Source organism: Nevskia soli, assembly GCF_903970205.1.
Taxonomy (GTDB): Bacteria; Acidobacteriota; Terriglobia; order Bryobacterales; family Bryobacteraceae; genus Bog-113.
Map to the genome: position 1 here is coordinate 1 of NZ_CAJCHS010000007.1, position 16,221 is coordinate 16,221.

General features: G+C 57.4%; 18 protein-coding genes. 11 read left to right on the forward strand and 7 right to left on the reverse strand.

All coding sequences use genetic code 11. The features are described from left to right. From H1Y01_RS00280 to H1Y01_RS00295, 4 genes are all read left to right on the forward strand, one after another. A partial coding sequence (locus tag H1Y01_RS00280; RefSeq protein WP_219341144.1) for a GH39 family glycosyl hydrolase occupies positions 1–784 on the forward strand: 784 nt, incomplete at its 5' end. After that, complete coding sequence (locus tag H1Y01_RS00285) at positions 768–2,111, forward strand: glucoamylase family protein (RefSeq protein ID WP_180538094.1); 1,344 nt, start codon at positions 768–770, stop codon at positions 2,109–2,111. The genes H1Y01_RS00280 and H1Y01_RS00285, both read left to right, overlap by 17 nt. A 6-nt stretch (positions 2,112–2,117) precedes the next feature. Then, positions 2,118–2,471: a VOC family protein gene (locus H1Y01_RS00290; protein ID WP_180538095.1), complete on the forward strand. Its 354-nt coding sequence runs from the start codon at positions 2,118–2,120 to the stop codon at positions 2,469–2,471. 35 nt (positions 2,472–2,506) lie between these two features. Then, positions 2,507–3,787 carry a TolC family protein gene (locus tag H1Y01_RS00295; protein WP_180538096.1) on the forward strand — a complete coding sequence of 427 codons (1,281 nt, stop codon included), beginning with the start codon at positions 2,507–2,509 and terminating at the stop codon, positions 3,785–3,787. Here H1Y01_RS00295 and H1Y01_RS00300 read toward each other — a convergent pair. Continuing rightward, the gene (locus H1Y01_RS00300) at positions 3,779–4,792 is read right to left on the reverse strand and encodes a VWA domain-containing protein (RefSeq protein ID WP_180538097.1); all 1,014 of its coding nucleotides are present in this window, start codon (positions 4,790–4,792) and stop codon (positions 3,779–3,781) included. The two genes, H1Y01_RS00295 and H1Y01_RS00300, sit on opposite strands and share 9 nt — an antisense overlap. Positions 4,793–4,948: 156 nt before the next feature. On the opposite strand from H1Y01_RS00300, the gene H1Y01_RS00305 reads away from it, so the two are divergent. Together H1Y01_RS00305 and H1Y01_RS00310 are read left to right on the forward strand one after the other, a co-directional pair. Beyond that, entirely contained in the window at positions 4,949–6,550 is a 1,602-nt protein-coding gene (locus H1Y01_RS00305; RefSeq protein ID WP_367399752.1) for a glycoside hydrolase, read from the forward strand. A 9-nt stretch (positions 6,551–6,559) separates the two neighbouring features. Continuing rightward, positions 6,560–7,681, forward strand: a complete 1,122-nt coding sequence (locus H1Y01_RS00310; protein WP_180538099.1) for an L-rhamnose/proton symporter RhaT — start codon at positions 6,560–6,562, stop codon at positions 7,679–7,681. Between the two features lie 7 nt (positions 7,682–7,688). Here H1Y01_RS00310 and H1Y01_RS00315 read toward each other — a convergent pair whose 3' ends face one another. Genes H1Y01_RS00315 through coaE form a run of 4 tightly spaced genes read right to left on the reverse strand, consistent with a single transcriptional unit; the run spans position 7,689 to position 11,540 of the window. After that, the gene (locus tag H1Y01_RS00315; protein ID WP_180538100.1) at positions 7,689–8,588 is read right to left on the reverse strand and encodes a sugar phosphate isomerase/epimerase family protein; all 900 of its coding nucleotides are present in this window, start codon (positions 8,586–8,588) and stop codon (positions 7,689–7,691) included. 30 nt (positions 8,589–8,618) lie between these two features. Then, on the reverse strand, positions 8,619–9,743 hold the full coding sequence (locus tag H1Y01_RS00320) for a Gfo/Idh/MocA family protein (RefSeq protein WP_180538101.1): 1,125 nt from the start codon (positions 9,741–9,743) through the stop codon (positions 8,619–8,621). A gap of 1 nt (position 9,744) precedes the next feature. Then, positions 9,745–10,911 (reverse strand): S1C family serine protease, encoded by a 1,167-nt coding sequence (locus H1Y01_RS00325; protein ID WP_180538102.1) that lies wholly within the window; start codon positions 10,909–10,911, stop codon positions 9,745–9,747. Further along, on the reverse strand, positions 10,908–11,540 hold the full coding sequence (coaE, locus tag H1Y01_RS00330; RefSeq protein ID WP_180538103.1) for a dephospho-CoA kinase: 633 nt from the start codon (positions 11,538–11,540) through the stop codon (positions 10,908–10,910). The genes H1Y01_RS00325 and coaE overlap by 4 nt, the downstream gene beginning before the upstream one ends. A gap of 441 nt (positions 11,541–11,981) precedes the next feature. Between coaE and H1Y01_RS00335 the strand changes: the two genes are divergently transcribed. Beyond that, positions 11,982–12,125 carry a hypothetical protein gene (locus H1Y01_RS00335; RefSeq protein WP_180538104.1) on the forward strand — a complete coding sequence of 48 codons (144 nt, stop codon included), beginning with the start codon at positions 11,982–11,984 and terminating at the stop codon, positions 12,123–12,125. Between the two features lie 2 nt (positions 12,126–12,127). Next, entirely contained in the window at positions 12,128–13,072 is a 945-nt protein-coding gene (locus tag H1Y01_RS00340; protein ID WP_180538105.1) for a Clp protease N-terminal domain-containing protein, read from the forward strand. On the opposite strand, the gene H1Y01_RS00345 is transcribed toward H1Y01_RS00340, so the two are convergent. Then, a complete protein-coding gene (locus tag H1Y01_RS00345; protein ID WP_180538106.1) occupies positions 13,069–13,467 on the reverse strand; it encodes a Dabb family protein in 399 nt (132 codons plus the stop codon). The genes H1Y01_RS00340 and H1Y01_RS00345 overlap by 4 nt on opposite strands. 83 nt (positions 13,468–13,550) lie before the next feature. Between H1Y01_RS00345 and H1Y01_RS00350 the strand changes: the two genes are divergently transcribed. Together H1Y01_RS00350 and H1Y01_RS00355 are read left to right on the forward strand one after the other, a co-directional pair. After that, complete coding sequence (locus tag H1Y01_RS00350) at positions 13,551–13,781, forward strand: hypothetical protein (RefSeq protein ID WP_180538107.1); 231 nt, start codon at positions 13,551–13,553, stop codon at positions 13,779–13,781. After that, on the forward strand, positions 13,778–14,179 hold the full coding sequence (locus H1Y01_RS00355) for a type II toxin-antitoxin system VapC family toxin (RefSeq protein ID WP_180538108.1): 402 nt from the start codon (positions 13,778–13,780) through the stop codon (positions 14,177–14,179). The genes H1Y01_RS00350 and H1Y01_RS00355 overlap by 4 nt, the downstream gene beginning before the upstream one ends. Positions 14,180–14,193: 14 nt before the next feature. Here H1Y01_RS00355 and folD read toward each other — a convergent pair whose 3' ends face one another. Next, a complete protein-coding gene (gene folD / locus H1Y01_RS00360; protein ID WP_180538109.1) occupies positions 14,194–15,150 on the reverse strand; it encodes a bifunctional methylenetetrahydrofolate dehydrogenase/methenyltetrahydrofolate cyclohydrolase FolD in 957 nt (318 codons plus the stop codon). Between the two features lie 81 nt (positions 15,151–15,231). Between folD and H1Y01_RS00365 the strand changes: the two genes are divergently transcribed. Next, positions 15,232–16,221 (forward strand): efflux RND transporter periplasmic adaptor subunit (locus H1Y01_RS00365; protein ID WP_180538110.1); only part of this gene is annotated, 990 nt, incomplete at its 3' end.

The following is a 16,221-nucleotide window of genomic DNA, read 5'->3' on the forward strand; positions in this document are numbered from 1 at the left end:
CGCGAAGAATAAAATACCGGTGGATTTCGTCTCCACGCACGTTTATGGGAACGATTCCTCGCACGACGTCTTCGGCACGGACGAAACGATCGGGAGGGCAGACATGGTCGCGCGCGCTGTCCGCAAAGTATACGATCAGGTGAAGCATTCGCCTCTTCCCAATGTCGAGATTCACTGGACTGAGTACAACGCGACTTACATGAATCAAGTGAACGTAACCGACTCGCCGTTCATGGGTCCATGGCTGGCGCATACGATTGCGGCGTCGGACGGACTGGTCAATACCATGTCGTACTGGTGCGTGTCCGACGTGTTCGAGGAACAAGGCGTAGTGAAACAACCGTTTTATGGAGGATACGGTCTAAGTGCGGCGGGTAACATCCCTAAGGCTGCCTTTAATGCTTTCGCGTTGCTGCACCGGCTCGGTTTCGATCGTCTGGATAACCCGTCGCCGGACGCGCTCGTGACGAAACGCGCTGACGGGACCATCGTGATGGCCGTCTGGAACTACGCTGAGGCGGAAGAGAACGGTTCCAATCGCGAGTATAAGTTCGACGTCAGCAATCTAAGTCCAGCGGCCAAGGCCAGAATCACGATCGTGGATCGCGATCACGGATCGCCGCTGCGCACGTGGGAGGAAATGGGGAGCCCGCATTTCCCGTCGCGCGAGGAGCAGGGGCGTTTGCGCGTGGCCGCAACCATGCCCGAGCCGATCGATTTCGACTGGCGGCAAATCCTGACTTTGCCTCCCAAGAGTCTCGCGTTGATTGAGATCTCTCGGTAAGCTGAAACAAGTGTGGCGCCAGGCCTTGTCTGCCGCGCTTGCCTTCCTGTTGTTACAAGGATGTGCGGCGGAACGAACTAGTCTGAATAACCTCACGCCGCCCATCGTGGCGCGCGTGCTCGATACGGACGCCAATTTTCTGGATGACCTAAGCCACCGGGCGTTTCTCTACTTCTGGGAGCAAGCGGACCCGAATACGGGCTTAGTCCGCGACCGCTCCTTAGTGGACGGCTCGATCCCGCCGAACACGGATCGCTACGCGGCCAGCATCGCGGCTACCGGTTTCGGACTAACCGCTATGGCGGTCGCCGCGGATCATCATTGGATACCGGAAACTTTGCTGAAAGATCGCGTCCGCAACACGCTGCACTTTTTCGCCTACCAGGCGCCCGGGAAGAACGGGTTCTTCTATCACTGGCTGGACCCTCAATCGGGAGAGCGCGTCCGCGGCTCCGAAGTCTCTTCCATTGACACCGCGCTCTTGCTCGCTGGGGTCCTGACGGTCCGCCAGCGTTTCGCCAAAGATCGCGAGATCGCGCAACTCGCGGATCTGATCTATGGCAACGTGGATTTTACGTGGCTGCTGGACAAGCGCGGCATTCTGTCGCACGGCTGGCGTCCGGAAGTCGGTTTGTTGAAGAGTAACTGGGACACCTACAGCGAGCACATGATTCTCTATATGCTGGCCATCGCATCCCCCACTCATCCGATTCCGGCGAAGAGTTGGTACGCCTGGGCGCGCCCCAAAGTGACTTACGAGAAGTACACTTTTATTAACGACGGACCTTTATTCACGCAGCAATACTCTCACGCCTGGATCGATTTCCGGGGGCTTGAAGAAGCCGCGCCCTCCGATATCAATTGGTTCGAAAACGCCATTATTGCCACGGAAGTGAATCGCGATCTCTGCATTAACCTACGCAACAAGTTTCCGGATTACGGCCCGAACTTATGGGGAGTAACCGCGTCCGATAGTGTGACCGGCTACCGTATTTGGGGTGGACCTCCGGCGGATAACCGAATCGACGGGACACTGGTTCCGTGCGCGCCGGGCGGATCGCTCATGCTTACGCCGCAGCTCGCATTGGCTGATTTGCGCAACATGCGGGCGCAGTTCGGCGAGAAAGCTTACGGCCATTACGGATTCACGGATGCGTTTAATCCGCTGACCAACTGGTATAACCCGGAAATCATCGGGATCGACCAAGGCATTATTCTACTTAGCGCGGAAAATGCGCGCGGCGGCTATGTTTGGAAGTGGTTTATGAAGAATCCGGAAATCCGGGACGCAATGGACCGGATCGGGTTCCACAAAGTGCGAGGATAACTATAAATGAGCCAAGCTGACCAACACCATCGCATCGACTACATCGAATTTCCCGCCAGTGACCTGCCGGCAACAAAGAAGTTCTATACGGACGTTTTCGGGTGGAAGTTTGAAGATTACGGTCCAGAGTACACAAGCTTCCAGGACGGGAGGTTAGCCGGCGGGTTCTGGACGGAATCGAAACCGCAGTCCGGAGCCGGTCCTCTCGTGGTGCTGTACTCGACGGATCTGGCGGGTACGCTTGCTAAGGTAGAGCAAGCCGGCGGGAAGATCGTTAAAGCGATCTTCGAGTTTCCCGGCGGACGACGGTTCGGGTTTCTGGATCCGAGCGGAAACGAACTGGCCGTTTGGAGTGAATAGCCTCCTTACTAAGGAACATGCTTCACAATGGAGCAATGTTCCGTTCCTTACTGTTACTGTGTTGCGCCGCGGCGTGCGCGAGCGCCGAAACGTACTCATTAACCCTTAAGCAAGCCGTTGCCCGCGCGCTCGCCCAAAATCCGGAAGTGGTCATGGCGCGACTCGATGAACAAAAAGCCGCCCAAGGTATACGGCTAGCACGCGATCCTTTCATCCCAAGGCTGGATGTCGGCAGCGGACTCGCGTACACCGACGGATTCCCTCAAAGTGTAGAAGGCTCCGCACCGTCCGTCGTCAACGCGAAAGCCAACGAATTCATCTTCAACAAGCAACAGACTTATTTGTTGGCGCAGGCTCGCGAGCATGCCCGCGGTGCGCAATGGGTCACAGCTGCCAAGCGCGACGATATTGCGTTTCGGACCGCCTCGCTCTATCTCGATGTTCAGCGCGCCGCGCAACTGCGGAGTATCAGCGAGAAGCAAGTGGAGAGCTTCGTAAGCGTCGAACAGACAGCGAAAGCGCGCGTGGACGCCGGCTACGAACTGCCGCTTGAAGATAAACGCGCCACCGTTGAAGTGAAACGCGCGCAACAGAGATACGAAACCGTCCAGGATGATCTTGACTACGGCGAGCGATCTTTGGCTATCATCCTTGGTTACACGGCCGAAGATAAGGTGATTCCGGTCGATGAAGAAATGCTGCAGGCGGATGTTGTGGAAACCGAAGAGGCAGCTTTGGCTGCGGCAGTTACAGCCAACAAAGATCTGCGCCGGCTCGAGTCGGCTATGATCGCGAAGGGATTGGACGCGAAAGCGGCGAAGGCGCAGCGCCTCCCGCGTGTCGATCTCGTTGCTGAGTACGCTCTGTTCTCGACTTTCAATCACTTGAACGAGTACTATCAAAAATTCCAGAAGAACAACACAGAGTTGGGAGTTGCGATTTCCGTGCCTCTACTCCCCGGGCCTGCCATTAGTGCTCAGGTGAATCAAGCACTGGAAGATACGGCTAAGTTGCGGGCCGAATATAACAGCACGAAGAACCAGATTGAACTCAACATCCATCAGCAGTATCAGCAACTACGCAAAGTGCAGACCGCGAAAGAACTGGCGGATGCCGATCTGGACTACGCACGGGAAGCGCTAAGCGTGGTGATGTCGCAGATGAAGGAGGGGCGCGCCTCGTTACGGCAGCTGGAAGAAGCGCGCGTTGTGGAGAATGAGAAATGGCTGGCGTTCTACGATGCGCAGTTTGCCGCGGAGCGAGCACGCCTGGCACTTCTGAAAGAGACGGGCGCGTTGATCGCGGCGCTACGGTAAAGCCCAGTAACCCTGCCGGGTTTTCGCGTGCAGTTCCGGCCTGTCTTTTACTTCGACGCGGATGGAATGAAAATGCCCGGCTTCCCCGCCCGCCGGCTGAAAGCTTAGGATGTACTGGCGATGCACCTCTTCTCCGATTAGTTGTATCGCCTGTTCCAAAGCATTCTTTTTCAGAAAGCTCAATGTCCGGCCGCCGGTTACTTTGGTAAACAAGCTTGACAGGTCGGGTTTGGTCAGACGTATCAGCTCCCCGATCGCGTACATGGGACTTCCCGGACCGGGGTCAAATGGAACCGCGGTGTCGTCCGGTCCAGCGCATAGATCGCACGGACGGGTCTTCGTGCGCTCGTCGATCGGCTTCAGGTCTTCGGCTGTTTTCGGCTTGGTGGTAAAAGGTTGCAGAAACGGAGAGTAGGTCGCCCAGTAAACCGTCGCGTTCAGCTTTTGTATGCGCTCCATGACGTCCGGCAACGCGGACTTACTGTGGCGATCGCGCTTCTCGCCGATGATGAAGATGATCTTTCGTCGTCCTGCGGGGCGCGCCTCCAACATAACTATCGCTTGCCGCAGAGCATCCAGCGTGCAGGCATTGCCGCCTTCTTTGCGCAACATTCGCAAGGCGTGACTTACAGCGTCGGGATTATCCGTGAAATCCTGCCTTAACTTTACTTCGTCGCTGAATGAGATTACCGCGGTTTCTCCGGCGTCCGCGGCTAACAGCTGGCTGAGCAGGATGCCGCTCCCACCCAGTTTGTCGATCACCGCTCCGGAATTTTCGCTCGCTTGAACGGCGACAACCAGATCGATCGGATAAGTCGACCAGTCCATCTGTATTGTCTGCGGCACATTGTTGTCGTATAGGACCAGGTCATCCGTAGTTAGCCCGTCGACGAAATGGTGTTTGGAATCAGTGACGGTAGTCGGCGCAAGTACCAGCGGCACGGTGGTCCGAAACTGCGCCAGCGCCGGAAGAGTAAGTGCGAAGATAACCGTGGTCAGTCGCATTCGCTGCCTCTCGAACACTTTCGAAGCCAAATCGCCCGTTACGTGGCCGCAAGTATAATACCTCGTGTACCGGGTATGCGACCTGAACAAGCCCGATCTCATGGGCCAACCCGACGTTCCGCGATCAGTAGGTTTTGCCAGGCCGCCGTCGTGCCGATGCTTGGCGCTGCGGTTGAGGCGTGGACTCCCGCCGGCGCTCAAGAAGCGACGAGGACCCGGTGGGTAGCTTACGCCGAGACGCTGAAGCCGCGACTCAACGAAACACTCCAGTCGCCGCTCGCCGTCGTTAAGCCCATAAGTGATCCATCCCGATATCTTCGATGGCGAATGGATGTTGAAGCGCATGGTTCGGATCTTCCCAAACGCCTTCTACGCAAGGGAGACCAGTTCATCCTCGACTTTGGCGGGCATCGTACCGGACACTTCGGCTTCAAGCTGGTTGGAGAGGGTTCATCCATCGATGCGCCGGTGCGGCTCAAGGTCACGTTCGGCGAAGTGCCGGGCGATGTTGCGGAACCGCTCTATCCGTACAAGGGATCACTGAGTAGCTCGTGGCTGCCGGAAGAAATCATCACGATCGACTTCCTTCCCCAGACCGTCCGAATGCCCCGGCGCTATGCTTTTCGTTTCGTCAAGGTTGAAGTACTCGACACGTCACCAAACTTCGGGGTGAGGTTTTTCGATACGCATGCGATCGCGCTAACCTCCGCGTCAAGCCAGCCCGCGCCACTCGCAATTTCCACGCCTGAATGGATTCGACGGGTCGATGAGGTTAGTATTGCAACCCTTCGAGACTGCATGCAGACTACCTTCGAGGACGGCCCACGCCGTGATCAGCGATTGTGGATCGGGGATCTTCGCCTTCAGGCGCGTGCCAGTTATGTGACCATGCCGAATCATGATCTGGTGAAGCGTTGCTTATATCTTTTTGCGGGACTGCCTCGCGAGAGCGATGGCTTTCTCCCCGCCTGCGTTTTTGAAAAACCGGCGCCATCGACGACGGAGACGTTTATCCTCGACTACGCGGCATTATACGGCTCGATCGTTTTAGACTACTTGCAGGCGTCCAACGACTTGGCGGCGGCAAAAGAGCTCTGGCCGGTTGCTTATCGCCAAATCGAACTTCTACTAAAGATGGTGGATGATCAAGGGCTATTTCAGGCACCCAAGGGATACTGGGCATTTATCGACTGGAACATGTCGCTTGACCGCAGCGCTTCTATGCAAGGGGTGATTATCTATTCGGGCCGCCGCCTATGTGAGCTAGCGCAGCTGACGGGTAACTCGGAACAGGTCAAGCCGCTTTCCCGGCGACTGGATGAAATGACGGCCGCCGCGCACCAACACTACTACAATACGGCAAAGGGCGTCTGCGTCAGCGGTGCTAAGCAGCAGATATCGTGGGCGTCCCAGGCGTGGCTTACCCTGGCCGGGTGTCTCTCCAGAGAAGAAGCGGCCGGGGCGCTACGGCGCGCTGTTATCGAGGACAAAACGTCAACGCAGCCCACGACGGCTTATCTGTACCACCACGTAGTCGAAGCGATGGTTGTTTGTGGGATGCGTCAGCAAGCTCTGGAACTAATCAAGAGCTACTGGGGGCGTATGGTTGACGACGGCGCCGATACCTTCTGGGAGGCGTTCGACCCGAACGACTCGACGTTTTCTCCGTACGGCGATGTTCACATCAACAGCTTTTGCCATGCGTGGAGCTGCACGCCCACGTACTTCTTCCGAGCCTTGCACTTACTCGACACATAAAGGGAACAATTGGGACCGAACCCGCTCGTCGGCGTTATCTATCATTGGATCGGCGGGTTCGCCTCCGCCACCAACTTCATACCGTTCCGCGGCATCAATCGTTGGTCGTGGGAAATTTACTGGCTCATTCAAGGCTTTGCCGCCTGGATCGTTGCTCCTATAGTTCTCGCTAGCCTACTTGTTCCGAACCTATGGGGAGTTCTTGAAGCCGCGCCGCATTCCAGCATCGGATTCGCGATCTTGTGGGGCGCGCTTTGGGGCGTTGGCGGACTTACCTTTGGTCTCGCTATCCGATATCTCGGCATTGCCCTCGGCTATGCCATCGCTCTCGGCCTTTGCACGGCGTTCGGTACTCTGATTCCGCCGATTTATGACGGCTCGATCCGCGCGATCGCGACGGAAACGTCAGGCCGCATCATTCTCGGCGGCGTTTTACTCTGTTTGATCGCGGTAGCAGTAAACGGACTTGCCGGGTTATCGAAGGAAAGAGAAGTGACTCCCGAGGACAAAGCCGAAGCCGGGGAATCGGACTACTCTTTTGGAAAGGGTATCGCGGTAGCAATCTTCGCCGGCATCATGAGTTCGTTCTTTGCCTTCGGCCTCAAAGCCGGAGCCCCGATCGGACAAATCGCCAAAACCGAACTCATCGCCCATCAGCGGCTCGATCTATGGCAGAACCTTCCCGTCCTTATCGTCGTCCTCTGGGGAGGGTTCGCGACCAACTTCATCTGGTCGGTTATCCTGATCGCGAAGAACCATTCATTCCGCCAGTTCGCCGGCGAGCCGGGCAAAAACCCCATGCACGCGGGCCGGAGCGATCCCACCTATGCGAAACTCCCGGCGAGAACTCTGATCTCTAACTATCTTCTGGCAGCATTGGCCGGCGTGATCTGGTATTTCCAATTCTTTTTCTACTCCATGGGCCAGACCAAAATGGGTAAGTACGACTTCTCCAGTTGGACGCTACACATGGCGTCAATCATTATCTTCGCCACATTATGGGGATTAGTGCTCAAAGAGTGGCGTGGAACCAGCCGCCGAACGAAGTGGCTTGTAACTGCCGGCTTATTTCTGTTGGTAAGTTCGACTATAGTCGTCGGCTACGGTAATTATCTGAAGGTCAACCCATGAGTTGCCTTCAGGCGAACGCTACGTGACGGGTCAGTAACTTCGCAACAAACTCCCGGCTCGATTCGACCAAATCCCAAGCCCCGTCCCAGAAGCACATATCGATCGTCCACCAATCGATATACGGCACTTGCAACAGCTTAGGCGCGAGCGCATCGAAATCGACGTGACCTTCGCCAAACGGTGCGTGCGTGCTGGTTTCGTCGTTATGGAGGGTGCCGTCGCTGTCGATCAGATGGATCGCTCCGATGCGGCCCTGCAGCTTAGTCAGGAACTCATCGACTCCGCCGATCAGGATATCTTTCGCCCCTTGCTGCCGGGCTCCCACGACTCCGCACATATAAGCATGCGAAGTATCGAACATGATCAGGAAATTCGCGTGTCCGACTTCCTGATGCATCCTTAGAATCTCCGACGGCTTGTTAAAAAGGAATCCGGGCTCGAATTCCCACACCATGCGAATGCCCGCTTCTTGAGCAATCTGCGCAGCCTTGTTCCACGTCACCGCCGTCCTTCGAAATGACGGATCGTACTCTTCGATTGAAACTGATCCGGGAGCCGCCACCGTATCGACGCGAATGGTCGGACATCCGATCCCGACGCACAAGTCGACGTTGCGGCGGAATAGGTCGAGATAGCGGCGCTCGTTGCCTTCGGCCACGGGATTGACGCTGGAGAAATCCGCGGCGTACCCCGAGATCCCTAGGTGGAGGTCTCTCAGAAAGCGGACCAGCTCGCCGCGTGATCCAGCGGTCGCGTACTTATCCAACGTTACGTGCGGCGGAAATCCGCAGATTTCAATGCCATCATAGCCGGCCTTCGCGAGCCGCCTGGCGGTGTCTTCAAATGACACGGGATGAGAAGTGTAAGGACCGAACGAGAATGCCCAACTGCCTAACGAGATTTTCATATCAGCTCCTGGCGCTACCTATTCTATTCCCTATTGCTTCACAACCGTCACCCAGCGGTCCGACTCACACGCCTCGAGCACCGCATCCAAAACCAGCTGACAGCGCAGGCCGTCGTCGAAGTCCGGCTTCATCGGACGATCCGCCGCTACTGCCGCGATCAGGTCCGCCGCCTGGTTGCCGAAGGTATGTTCGTAACCGATGGCGCAGCCCGGCACCCACCATTGCTTCATATACGGATGCATCTCTTCCCAGACCGAAATCTTGCGCCAGCCCTGAATGTGTTTCGGCTCGCGCGAGTCAAAGTACCAAAGGCGCGACATATCTTCCAGGTCGAAGTACAAGCTTCCATGTTCGCCGTTAATTTCGAAGGTATTCCCGTTCTTGCGGCCATTCGCGAAGCGCGTGGCTTCAAAGTGCCCAATCGCCCCATCCGCGTACTTGGCGACGAAGATAGACGCATCTTCGATCTCGACCTTCGATGCTCCACCTTCGGGACGGCTGCGTTCGTTGACGAAGATCCGGCTCGTGCCCGCGACCGCGGTAATCTCACCCGCGAGATAGTTCGATAGGTCGACGATGTGCGAGTGCAGATCGCCGGTTACTCCCGATCCCGCAACGTCTTTATCCATCCGCCAGAGTAGCGGCACGGATGGGTCAAGTGTCCAATCCTGCAGATACAAGGCGCGAAAATGAAAGATCCGTCCAATGCGCCCTTCATCGATCAACTGCCGCGCGAAAGCGATGGCGGGAACGCGCCGGTAGTTGAACCAGACCGTATTGATCTTGCCGCGCGCAGCCGCGGCCATCTCACGCGCTTGTGCGCCGTTCATCGCCAGCGGTTTCTCACAGGCGACGATCTTGCCCGCATCCAGGGCAGCCAGCGCTACTTCGTAGTGCGTGTTGTTGGGCGAGCAGATATCTACAATTCGGATCTCCGGATCGTCAATCACGCGCCGCCAATCGTCGGTCGATGTCTCCCATCCCCAGCGTTCCGCCATAGCTGCAACTTTGTTGGCGTCGCGGCCGACGATAGTCTTCAACCGCGTACGCAACGGCAGGTCGAAGAACTGATTGATCTGGCGGTATGCGTTCGAATGGGCCTTGCCCATGAACTTATAGCCGACCATCCCGATCGCGATTGAAGGCTTCGGCATGTTAGAGTACCTCGGGTGCGGCGCCCAGAGTGACTGTAACTTCCTGACTGCGGCCGCCGCGCCAAACGGTCAGGCGCAGCTGGTCACCGGCGTGTTTGCGGTTGACCGCGCGATCGAGATCGGCATCGGAAGTTACTGCCTTGCCATCGATCGCCGTAATCAAGTCACCCCCAACGCCGAGCTGATAGTTGCCCACAATCACCACTTGTCGCGGCGGCCGCAGTCCGGCCTCCTCCGCGGGAGAACCATCATCGATGCGCTGCACCAGCAGTCCGCCGCTACGGGGCATTCCGAGTTCCTCGGCAAGATCGCCTTCAACATGAACTGCCTGCGCCCCCAAAGTAGGCCGGGCGATGTGCCCGCGCGTGCGGTACTCTTCAATGATCTCTTTAGCCTTGTTGATCGGCATAGCGAAACCAATGCCGATGTTACCGCCTTCGGAACTACCGCCGTTGCCATAGATCGCGGTGTTGATCCCGATCACCTCGCCGCGGGAATCGAGCAGCGGACCACCGGAGTTCCCGGGGTTAATGGCCGCGTCCGTCTGGATCAGATCTTCTAACCGGCCTTCGGATTGTTCGTCGCCGAGCGTCCGCCCGAGCGAACTTATGACGCCGGTAGTCAGTGTTCCTGATAACCCGAACGGATTGCCAATCGCGAGCACCTTCTGACCGACCTGCAAGTTATCGGAACTACCCAGGTGAAGGTAAGGTAGCTTGGTCGCGGCGTTGATCTGCAGCAGGGCAATATCGTTGTGGGAATCGGCGCCGAGCACGCGCGCTTTATACTGCTTGCGGCCATTCGCCAGCGTAACCGTAACCTCTCGACTGCCCCGGACGACATGGTTATTCGTGAGAATCATTCCGTCCTCGTTAATGATGATTCCCGAACCTGTCCCTTTCGCCGGCACGACAGCAAGAAACCAGTTCCTCTGCATCACGATGCTCGTGATGTTGACGGTCGCCAGGTGCGCCGTCTTATAGATATCGATGTTATTCTGCTCGTCCGTGCCGAACCCTGCGCCGTGCGCGATGTCCGGTCCGGTCCAAAGCTGGCCAACGGGCGAGATCGGTTTCAGGTAGCGGCCCAGATGAAAATCCGCGCGCGACGTCACATACATGAAGCTTCCGATGAGCATCGCGGCAAGTAACAGACTTCTCGCTTTCATACGCCTCTATTTTTGCAGCTTGCGTTTAACAGCTTTCGCAAAGCGTGATAGACATCACTGGTTTGACGAAGAGTGTTTTCTTTCGGACCGGAGCTATCGATCAGGAAGTCGGCGAATCTGCGCTTTTCATCGATCGGCATCTGGCGCGCGAGGCGGGCGCGAACAGCCTCTTCGGTAGTAAGCGGATCGCGATGGAGTGCGCGCTCGATCTGTAACGCCGGCCGGCAGTAGACGACGACGAGCTTGTCGTAATCGCGGTAGATGCCGGTTTCGATAAGAATCGCGGCTTCCATCACCGCGATGGCATCGGGCTCAACCGCGGCGATCGCGGCGAAGATTTCGTCCTTGCGCCGGCGAACCGCGGGATGGACGATAGCGTTCAGCGCAGCGAGTTTCGCCGGGTCGTGGAAGACGATCGATGCAACTCGTGCGCGGTCGATCTCGCCGCTGCCGTCCAGGATTTCAGTACCGAAAAGTTCGACGACCGGGCCATAAGCTTCGCCCGAAGACGCAAGTACCTCATGTCCAAGATCGTCGGCGTGGATCACGTGACAACCGAGCCGCCGGAGTTCATGGGCGACGAAAGTTTTGCCGCATGCTAATCCGCCGGTAAGTCCGACTTTTAGCATGTCTGGATCGCGGACAGGCGCATAGTGGCAGCACGTACATTATCTGCCAGCGACCGAGTGCCAGAATGTGGAGCATGAGGATCCCTTCGGTCCAGGAACTCGCCGCCGCACTTGCGCGCTCGTGCGTGAAGCCGCTGAATGAGAAGTGATCGTCATTGAGTGCCGGGGCGAACCCGTGGCGGAGTTGCGGCCCATTTTGAAGCAGAAACCCAAGGAGCGGCTGCCGGACATGCGAAAGGTGTGCCATTGAGCTCTTCCGGCCCCTTCCGGTCGACGTCCCGTTGCGAGCGGGCGATGCGATCCATATAGCGCGGCTCTACATGCGGGCGAAACTGAGATCTGGACGACGATCGGCATCTATCGGCGGCGGCCGCGCACTTACGGTGTCACGGGAAAAAGCGTTTAATAACCGGCGCTCCTCGTCACCTGTAGACTGAAGTTATGGAACGAAAGATGTTCTGGCTCACATTCACCGTACTGAGCCTGGGCGCTGAGATCGTTCTGCCCTTCTGGTGGGGAGTCGCCGCAACGTTTCCAATCTTATTCCTAAGTTGGTGGATCGTCTATCGGAGCGGCTGGTTTTAGTTATGTTTGAACGCTACAACGAAAAAGCTCGCCGCTTGATCTTCTTTGCCCGATATGAGGCCAGTCAGAGGGGTGCCGCTTACATCGAACTCGAGGATCTGCTACTCGGTGCTTTACGCGGAGATCCTATATTCAAGACCGCGCTGTCGCACGCGACTGCTGAGCAACTCCGCTCACAACTAAAAGGCATTAACCCGGAATCCCACCGTCCCACTACGACGTCGGTTGACCTTCCGATCGGCAAGGCGGCGAGGCAGGCCTTGCGTTTTGGAGCCGAGGAAGCGGAGCGTCTGGGCCATCGAACCATCACTCCAGGTCATCTCGTGATCGGAGTACTGCGCCAAACGGATAGCCCCGCTGCCATGGCGTTCGAGGCTGCCGGCTTGGGACTGGAGCGCCTGCGCGAACTGGTGGGCCAGGCGCCGGCCGCAGATACGCCGCGCCCGCCCCGCGGCACGTCTCGCATACCGCAAGCGATCAGCCCGCAGTTATCGCCGCTAGTCACATCACTATTCGCTACTATCTCGACCACGACACCGCAGCTCTATCACTGGCTCCGGGCAAGGTTTTCGGAACCGGTCTTAAGTGAAGAACACCAGGGTGAAGAATGGACGCGCGCCGAGGCGTTAGGTCACTTAGTCGATTTGGCCATCGCGCATCAGCATTGGATCGCGGCCGCGCTTGCACAAGGAACGCTACACGCGGAGAACGTTCCAGGAAAAGCATGGGTTGTAGCCCAAAAGTACGCGGAAATGGATTCGACAGAGACGCTCGACCTATTTGTCTGCGTGAACCGGCACTTACTCAACGTAATGGCGGCTATTCCTGAAGACAAGCTCGCGATCAGTTGCCAAATCGCAGAGGCCGAGCCGGTTTCGCTGGAGAAGCTGATTGCGCAGTATGTCGACGCGGTTAGTGAGTGGCTACGCAAAGTAACCGCGAGTTAAGCGTGAATATCTAGCTCCACCGCTTCAATCAGCGGCACTAACCATTTCAGCAGCGCCTGGTGCGCGGGATGTTTGACATACGCTTCGAGCGCAGCTTTATTGCTGAAATGCATGATGCCGCCGAACGTATATCCATTGCCCCTCGGCGAGAAATTATTTCCTACGTGGGTCTGTAGCAGCCCGGTTACGACGCCCTGGAACGCAGCGATATCCTTTGCAGCCCTTGCCTTCTGAGCCTCGGTCGTCCCCGGCTTCCAACGAAACGCAAACACATGGAAGACAGTGTCTCCGGCGTCTTGTGCGGCGGCCGATTGCGGGAGAGCGGCAGAGGCGAGTGCAGCCGCAGGAGCGATTGAACTCTTTTGAAGTAACGAGCGGCGCGTGAGATTCGGCATCGAGATTCTCCTTATTCCAGTGATTGTAACCTCAGCCATGATCGCGCACAACATGTGCGGCGCATGTTTTGTATACTCATCACATGCCGAAGATGATCCAAATACGGGATGTTCCGGACAAGCTGCACATCGCGCTCAAAACCCGCGCTGTTCGTGAGGGCATTAGCTTGTCCGACTTCCTCAAGAGGGAACTGGGAAAGCTGGCGGAACGTCCGAGCATGCAGGAATGGCTGGACCGTACCGCGCAGTTGAAGCCGATCCGGTCGAAACGCAGTTCGGCGCAAATCATACGCGCACTGCGAGATGGGCGATGATCGTCCTGGACGCTTCGGTGGTTGTCGAGCTACTTAGAAACGGCGTGTTCGCGGATGGACTCCGGCGCGATCTCGCCGCGAATCCGGGTTCCGTCATCGCGCCGCATCTACTCGACGTCGAGGTGGTGAGTGCGCTCCGGAGTTTGCATGCGGGCCGCCGGATCGATACCCACGATAGCCAACAATATTTGAACGAGTTGGCAGCGCTGCCGGTGGAGCGCGTTCTTCACATCCCGCTAATTCCTCGAGTCTGGGAACTGCGCCATAACTTCAGTGCTTACGACGCGGTCTATATCGCATTGGCCGAGGCGACCGATGCCGTCCTTTTCACGATGGACGCTAAGTTGCGTACGGGCCATCGAGCAAAGGTCAGACTTTTCAGCGCGCCGGTAAACTAGCGATTAGCCAGTTCTTATCCGTGTTTATCCGTGTTCATCTGTGGCCAATTGGTTTGACTCGCCGCCCGCTCGCAACTCTCAATCGTATTCACCATCAACATTGCAATCGTTAGCGGCCCGACGCCTCCCGGCACCGGAGTATAAGCACCCGCAACCTCAGCCATAGCGCGCGGATCCACATCGCCAACCAGCGCACTCCCCTTCGCTTCAAACTGAGCCATTCGCGCCGGATCCTGCCCGAACACGCGAGCAGCCTCTTCAGCGGATGTAATCCGATTCATCCCCACATCCACCACCGTCGCCCCTGGCTGTATAAACTCCTTGGTCACCATCGCAGCGCGCCCGATCGCCGCCACCAACAAATCCGCCTCCCGGCACACCCCCGCCAGATCCGCCGTGCGCGAATGCGCTATCGTCACCGTCGCATTCTCCGCCAGTAACAACATCGCCATCGGCTTGCCGACAATATCGCTGCGTCCCACCACCACCGCCCGCCGCCCCGCCATCGGAATTTCGTAATGTTTCAGCATCCGAATAATCCCCGCCGGCGTACAAGGCCGCGGGCCTGGACGTCCGGTCGATAATAACCCTACATTTAGCGGATGGAATCCATCCACATCTTTCGCGGGGTCCACCGCCATCAACACCCGCGCCGCATCTACTTGCGCAGGCAAAGGGAGCTGAATCAGAATCCCATCGATCTCCGTGCGCGCATTCAACGCAGCCACCATCGCCAGTAGTTCATCCGTCGTCACCGATTCCGGGGGCGTGAGCGTCTCACTATAGATACCCAGTTCCGCCGCCGTTCTCGTCTTACTTCCGACATAAACCTGCGACGCGGGATTCGAACCAGCCAGAATGACCGCGAGTCCCGGCGGCCGCCCGATCCGTTCGATTAACCTTGCAATCCGCGGTCGGCATTCCCCTTTGATCGCTTCCCGCACGCGCACGCCGTCCAATACCAGAGCCATCCGGTTTCAGGTTACTAACGTGCGACGAAGGGAATTTTGCGAACGCTTTGCCTCCCCGGCACGTAATAGGAAGTGAACAAAATGGCGCGCTCTAAAAGAAGAAGATGGTTATGGCTGCTCTTACTCCCCGTTTTGGGACTGGGCGCGTTTGTCACACTAAAGGCCGTCGGCCACACCCCGACCAAGATCGATCCAGAGAAAATCGCCAAAGTCGAGCGGATGGACCTGGCCCGTTCCGTCGTCGCGACCGGCAAAATTCAACCCGTCCGTGAAGTCGAAATTAAATCGAAGGCCAGCGGCATCATCCAGAGCCTCCCCGTAAACTTCGGCGATTACGTACACAAAGGCCAGGTCATCTGCGAACTGGATAAGAACGACATTCAGCCGCAGCTCGACGAGCAACGCGCCGCCCTCGCTGTGGCGCTCGCACAGGAGCAGAGCGCCAAGGCGGACTACGAGAAATACAAGGTCGACGCCGAAGGCCCCGATGTTCCGTTTCTAAAATCGGATCGCGATCGCGCGCAAAAGCTGTTTGCCGCGGGTCTCGTCGCGCAAAACGCGAGAGATGAGAGCGAGAAGAATTATCAGATCGCTCTCAACAAGATGAATTCCGCGCGTGTGAATCTGCAGAGCGCGACCGCCGCCATCGCCAAGGCCAAAGCGCAGTATGAACAGCAGGCCGCGGTCGTGGCCCGGACTGAAGAAGACCTCCGCAACGCGACTATCGTCGCCCCGATCGACGGCGTCGTTCTCTCGCGCGACGCGGAAGTCGGCACCGCGGTGAGTTCCATTCTGGTGCTTGGATCGAGCGCCACGCTCATCATGACGCTCGGCGATCTCAACGAAGTCTACGTGAAAGGCAAAGTCGACGAGAGCGACATCGGCAAGGTCTATCTGGGTCAGCCCGCGCGTATCACCGTCGAGTCTTTCAAAGACCAGAAGTTCAACGGCGTCGTCACCAAGATTTCTCCGATGGGTACGGAGAAAGACAATGTGACTACATTCGAAGTCCGCGTCTCCATCTCCAATGAGAGCCGCAAACTGCGCGCTCTGATGACTGCGAACGCCGAG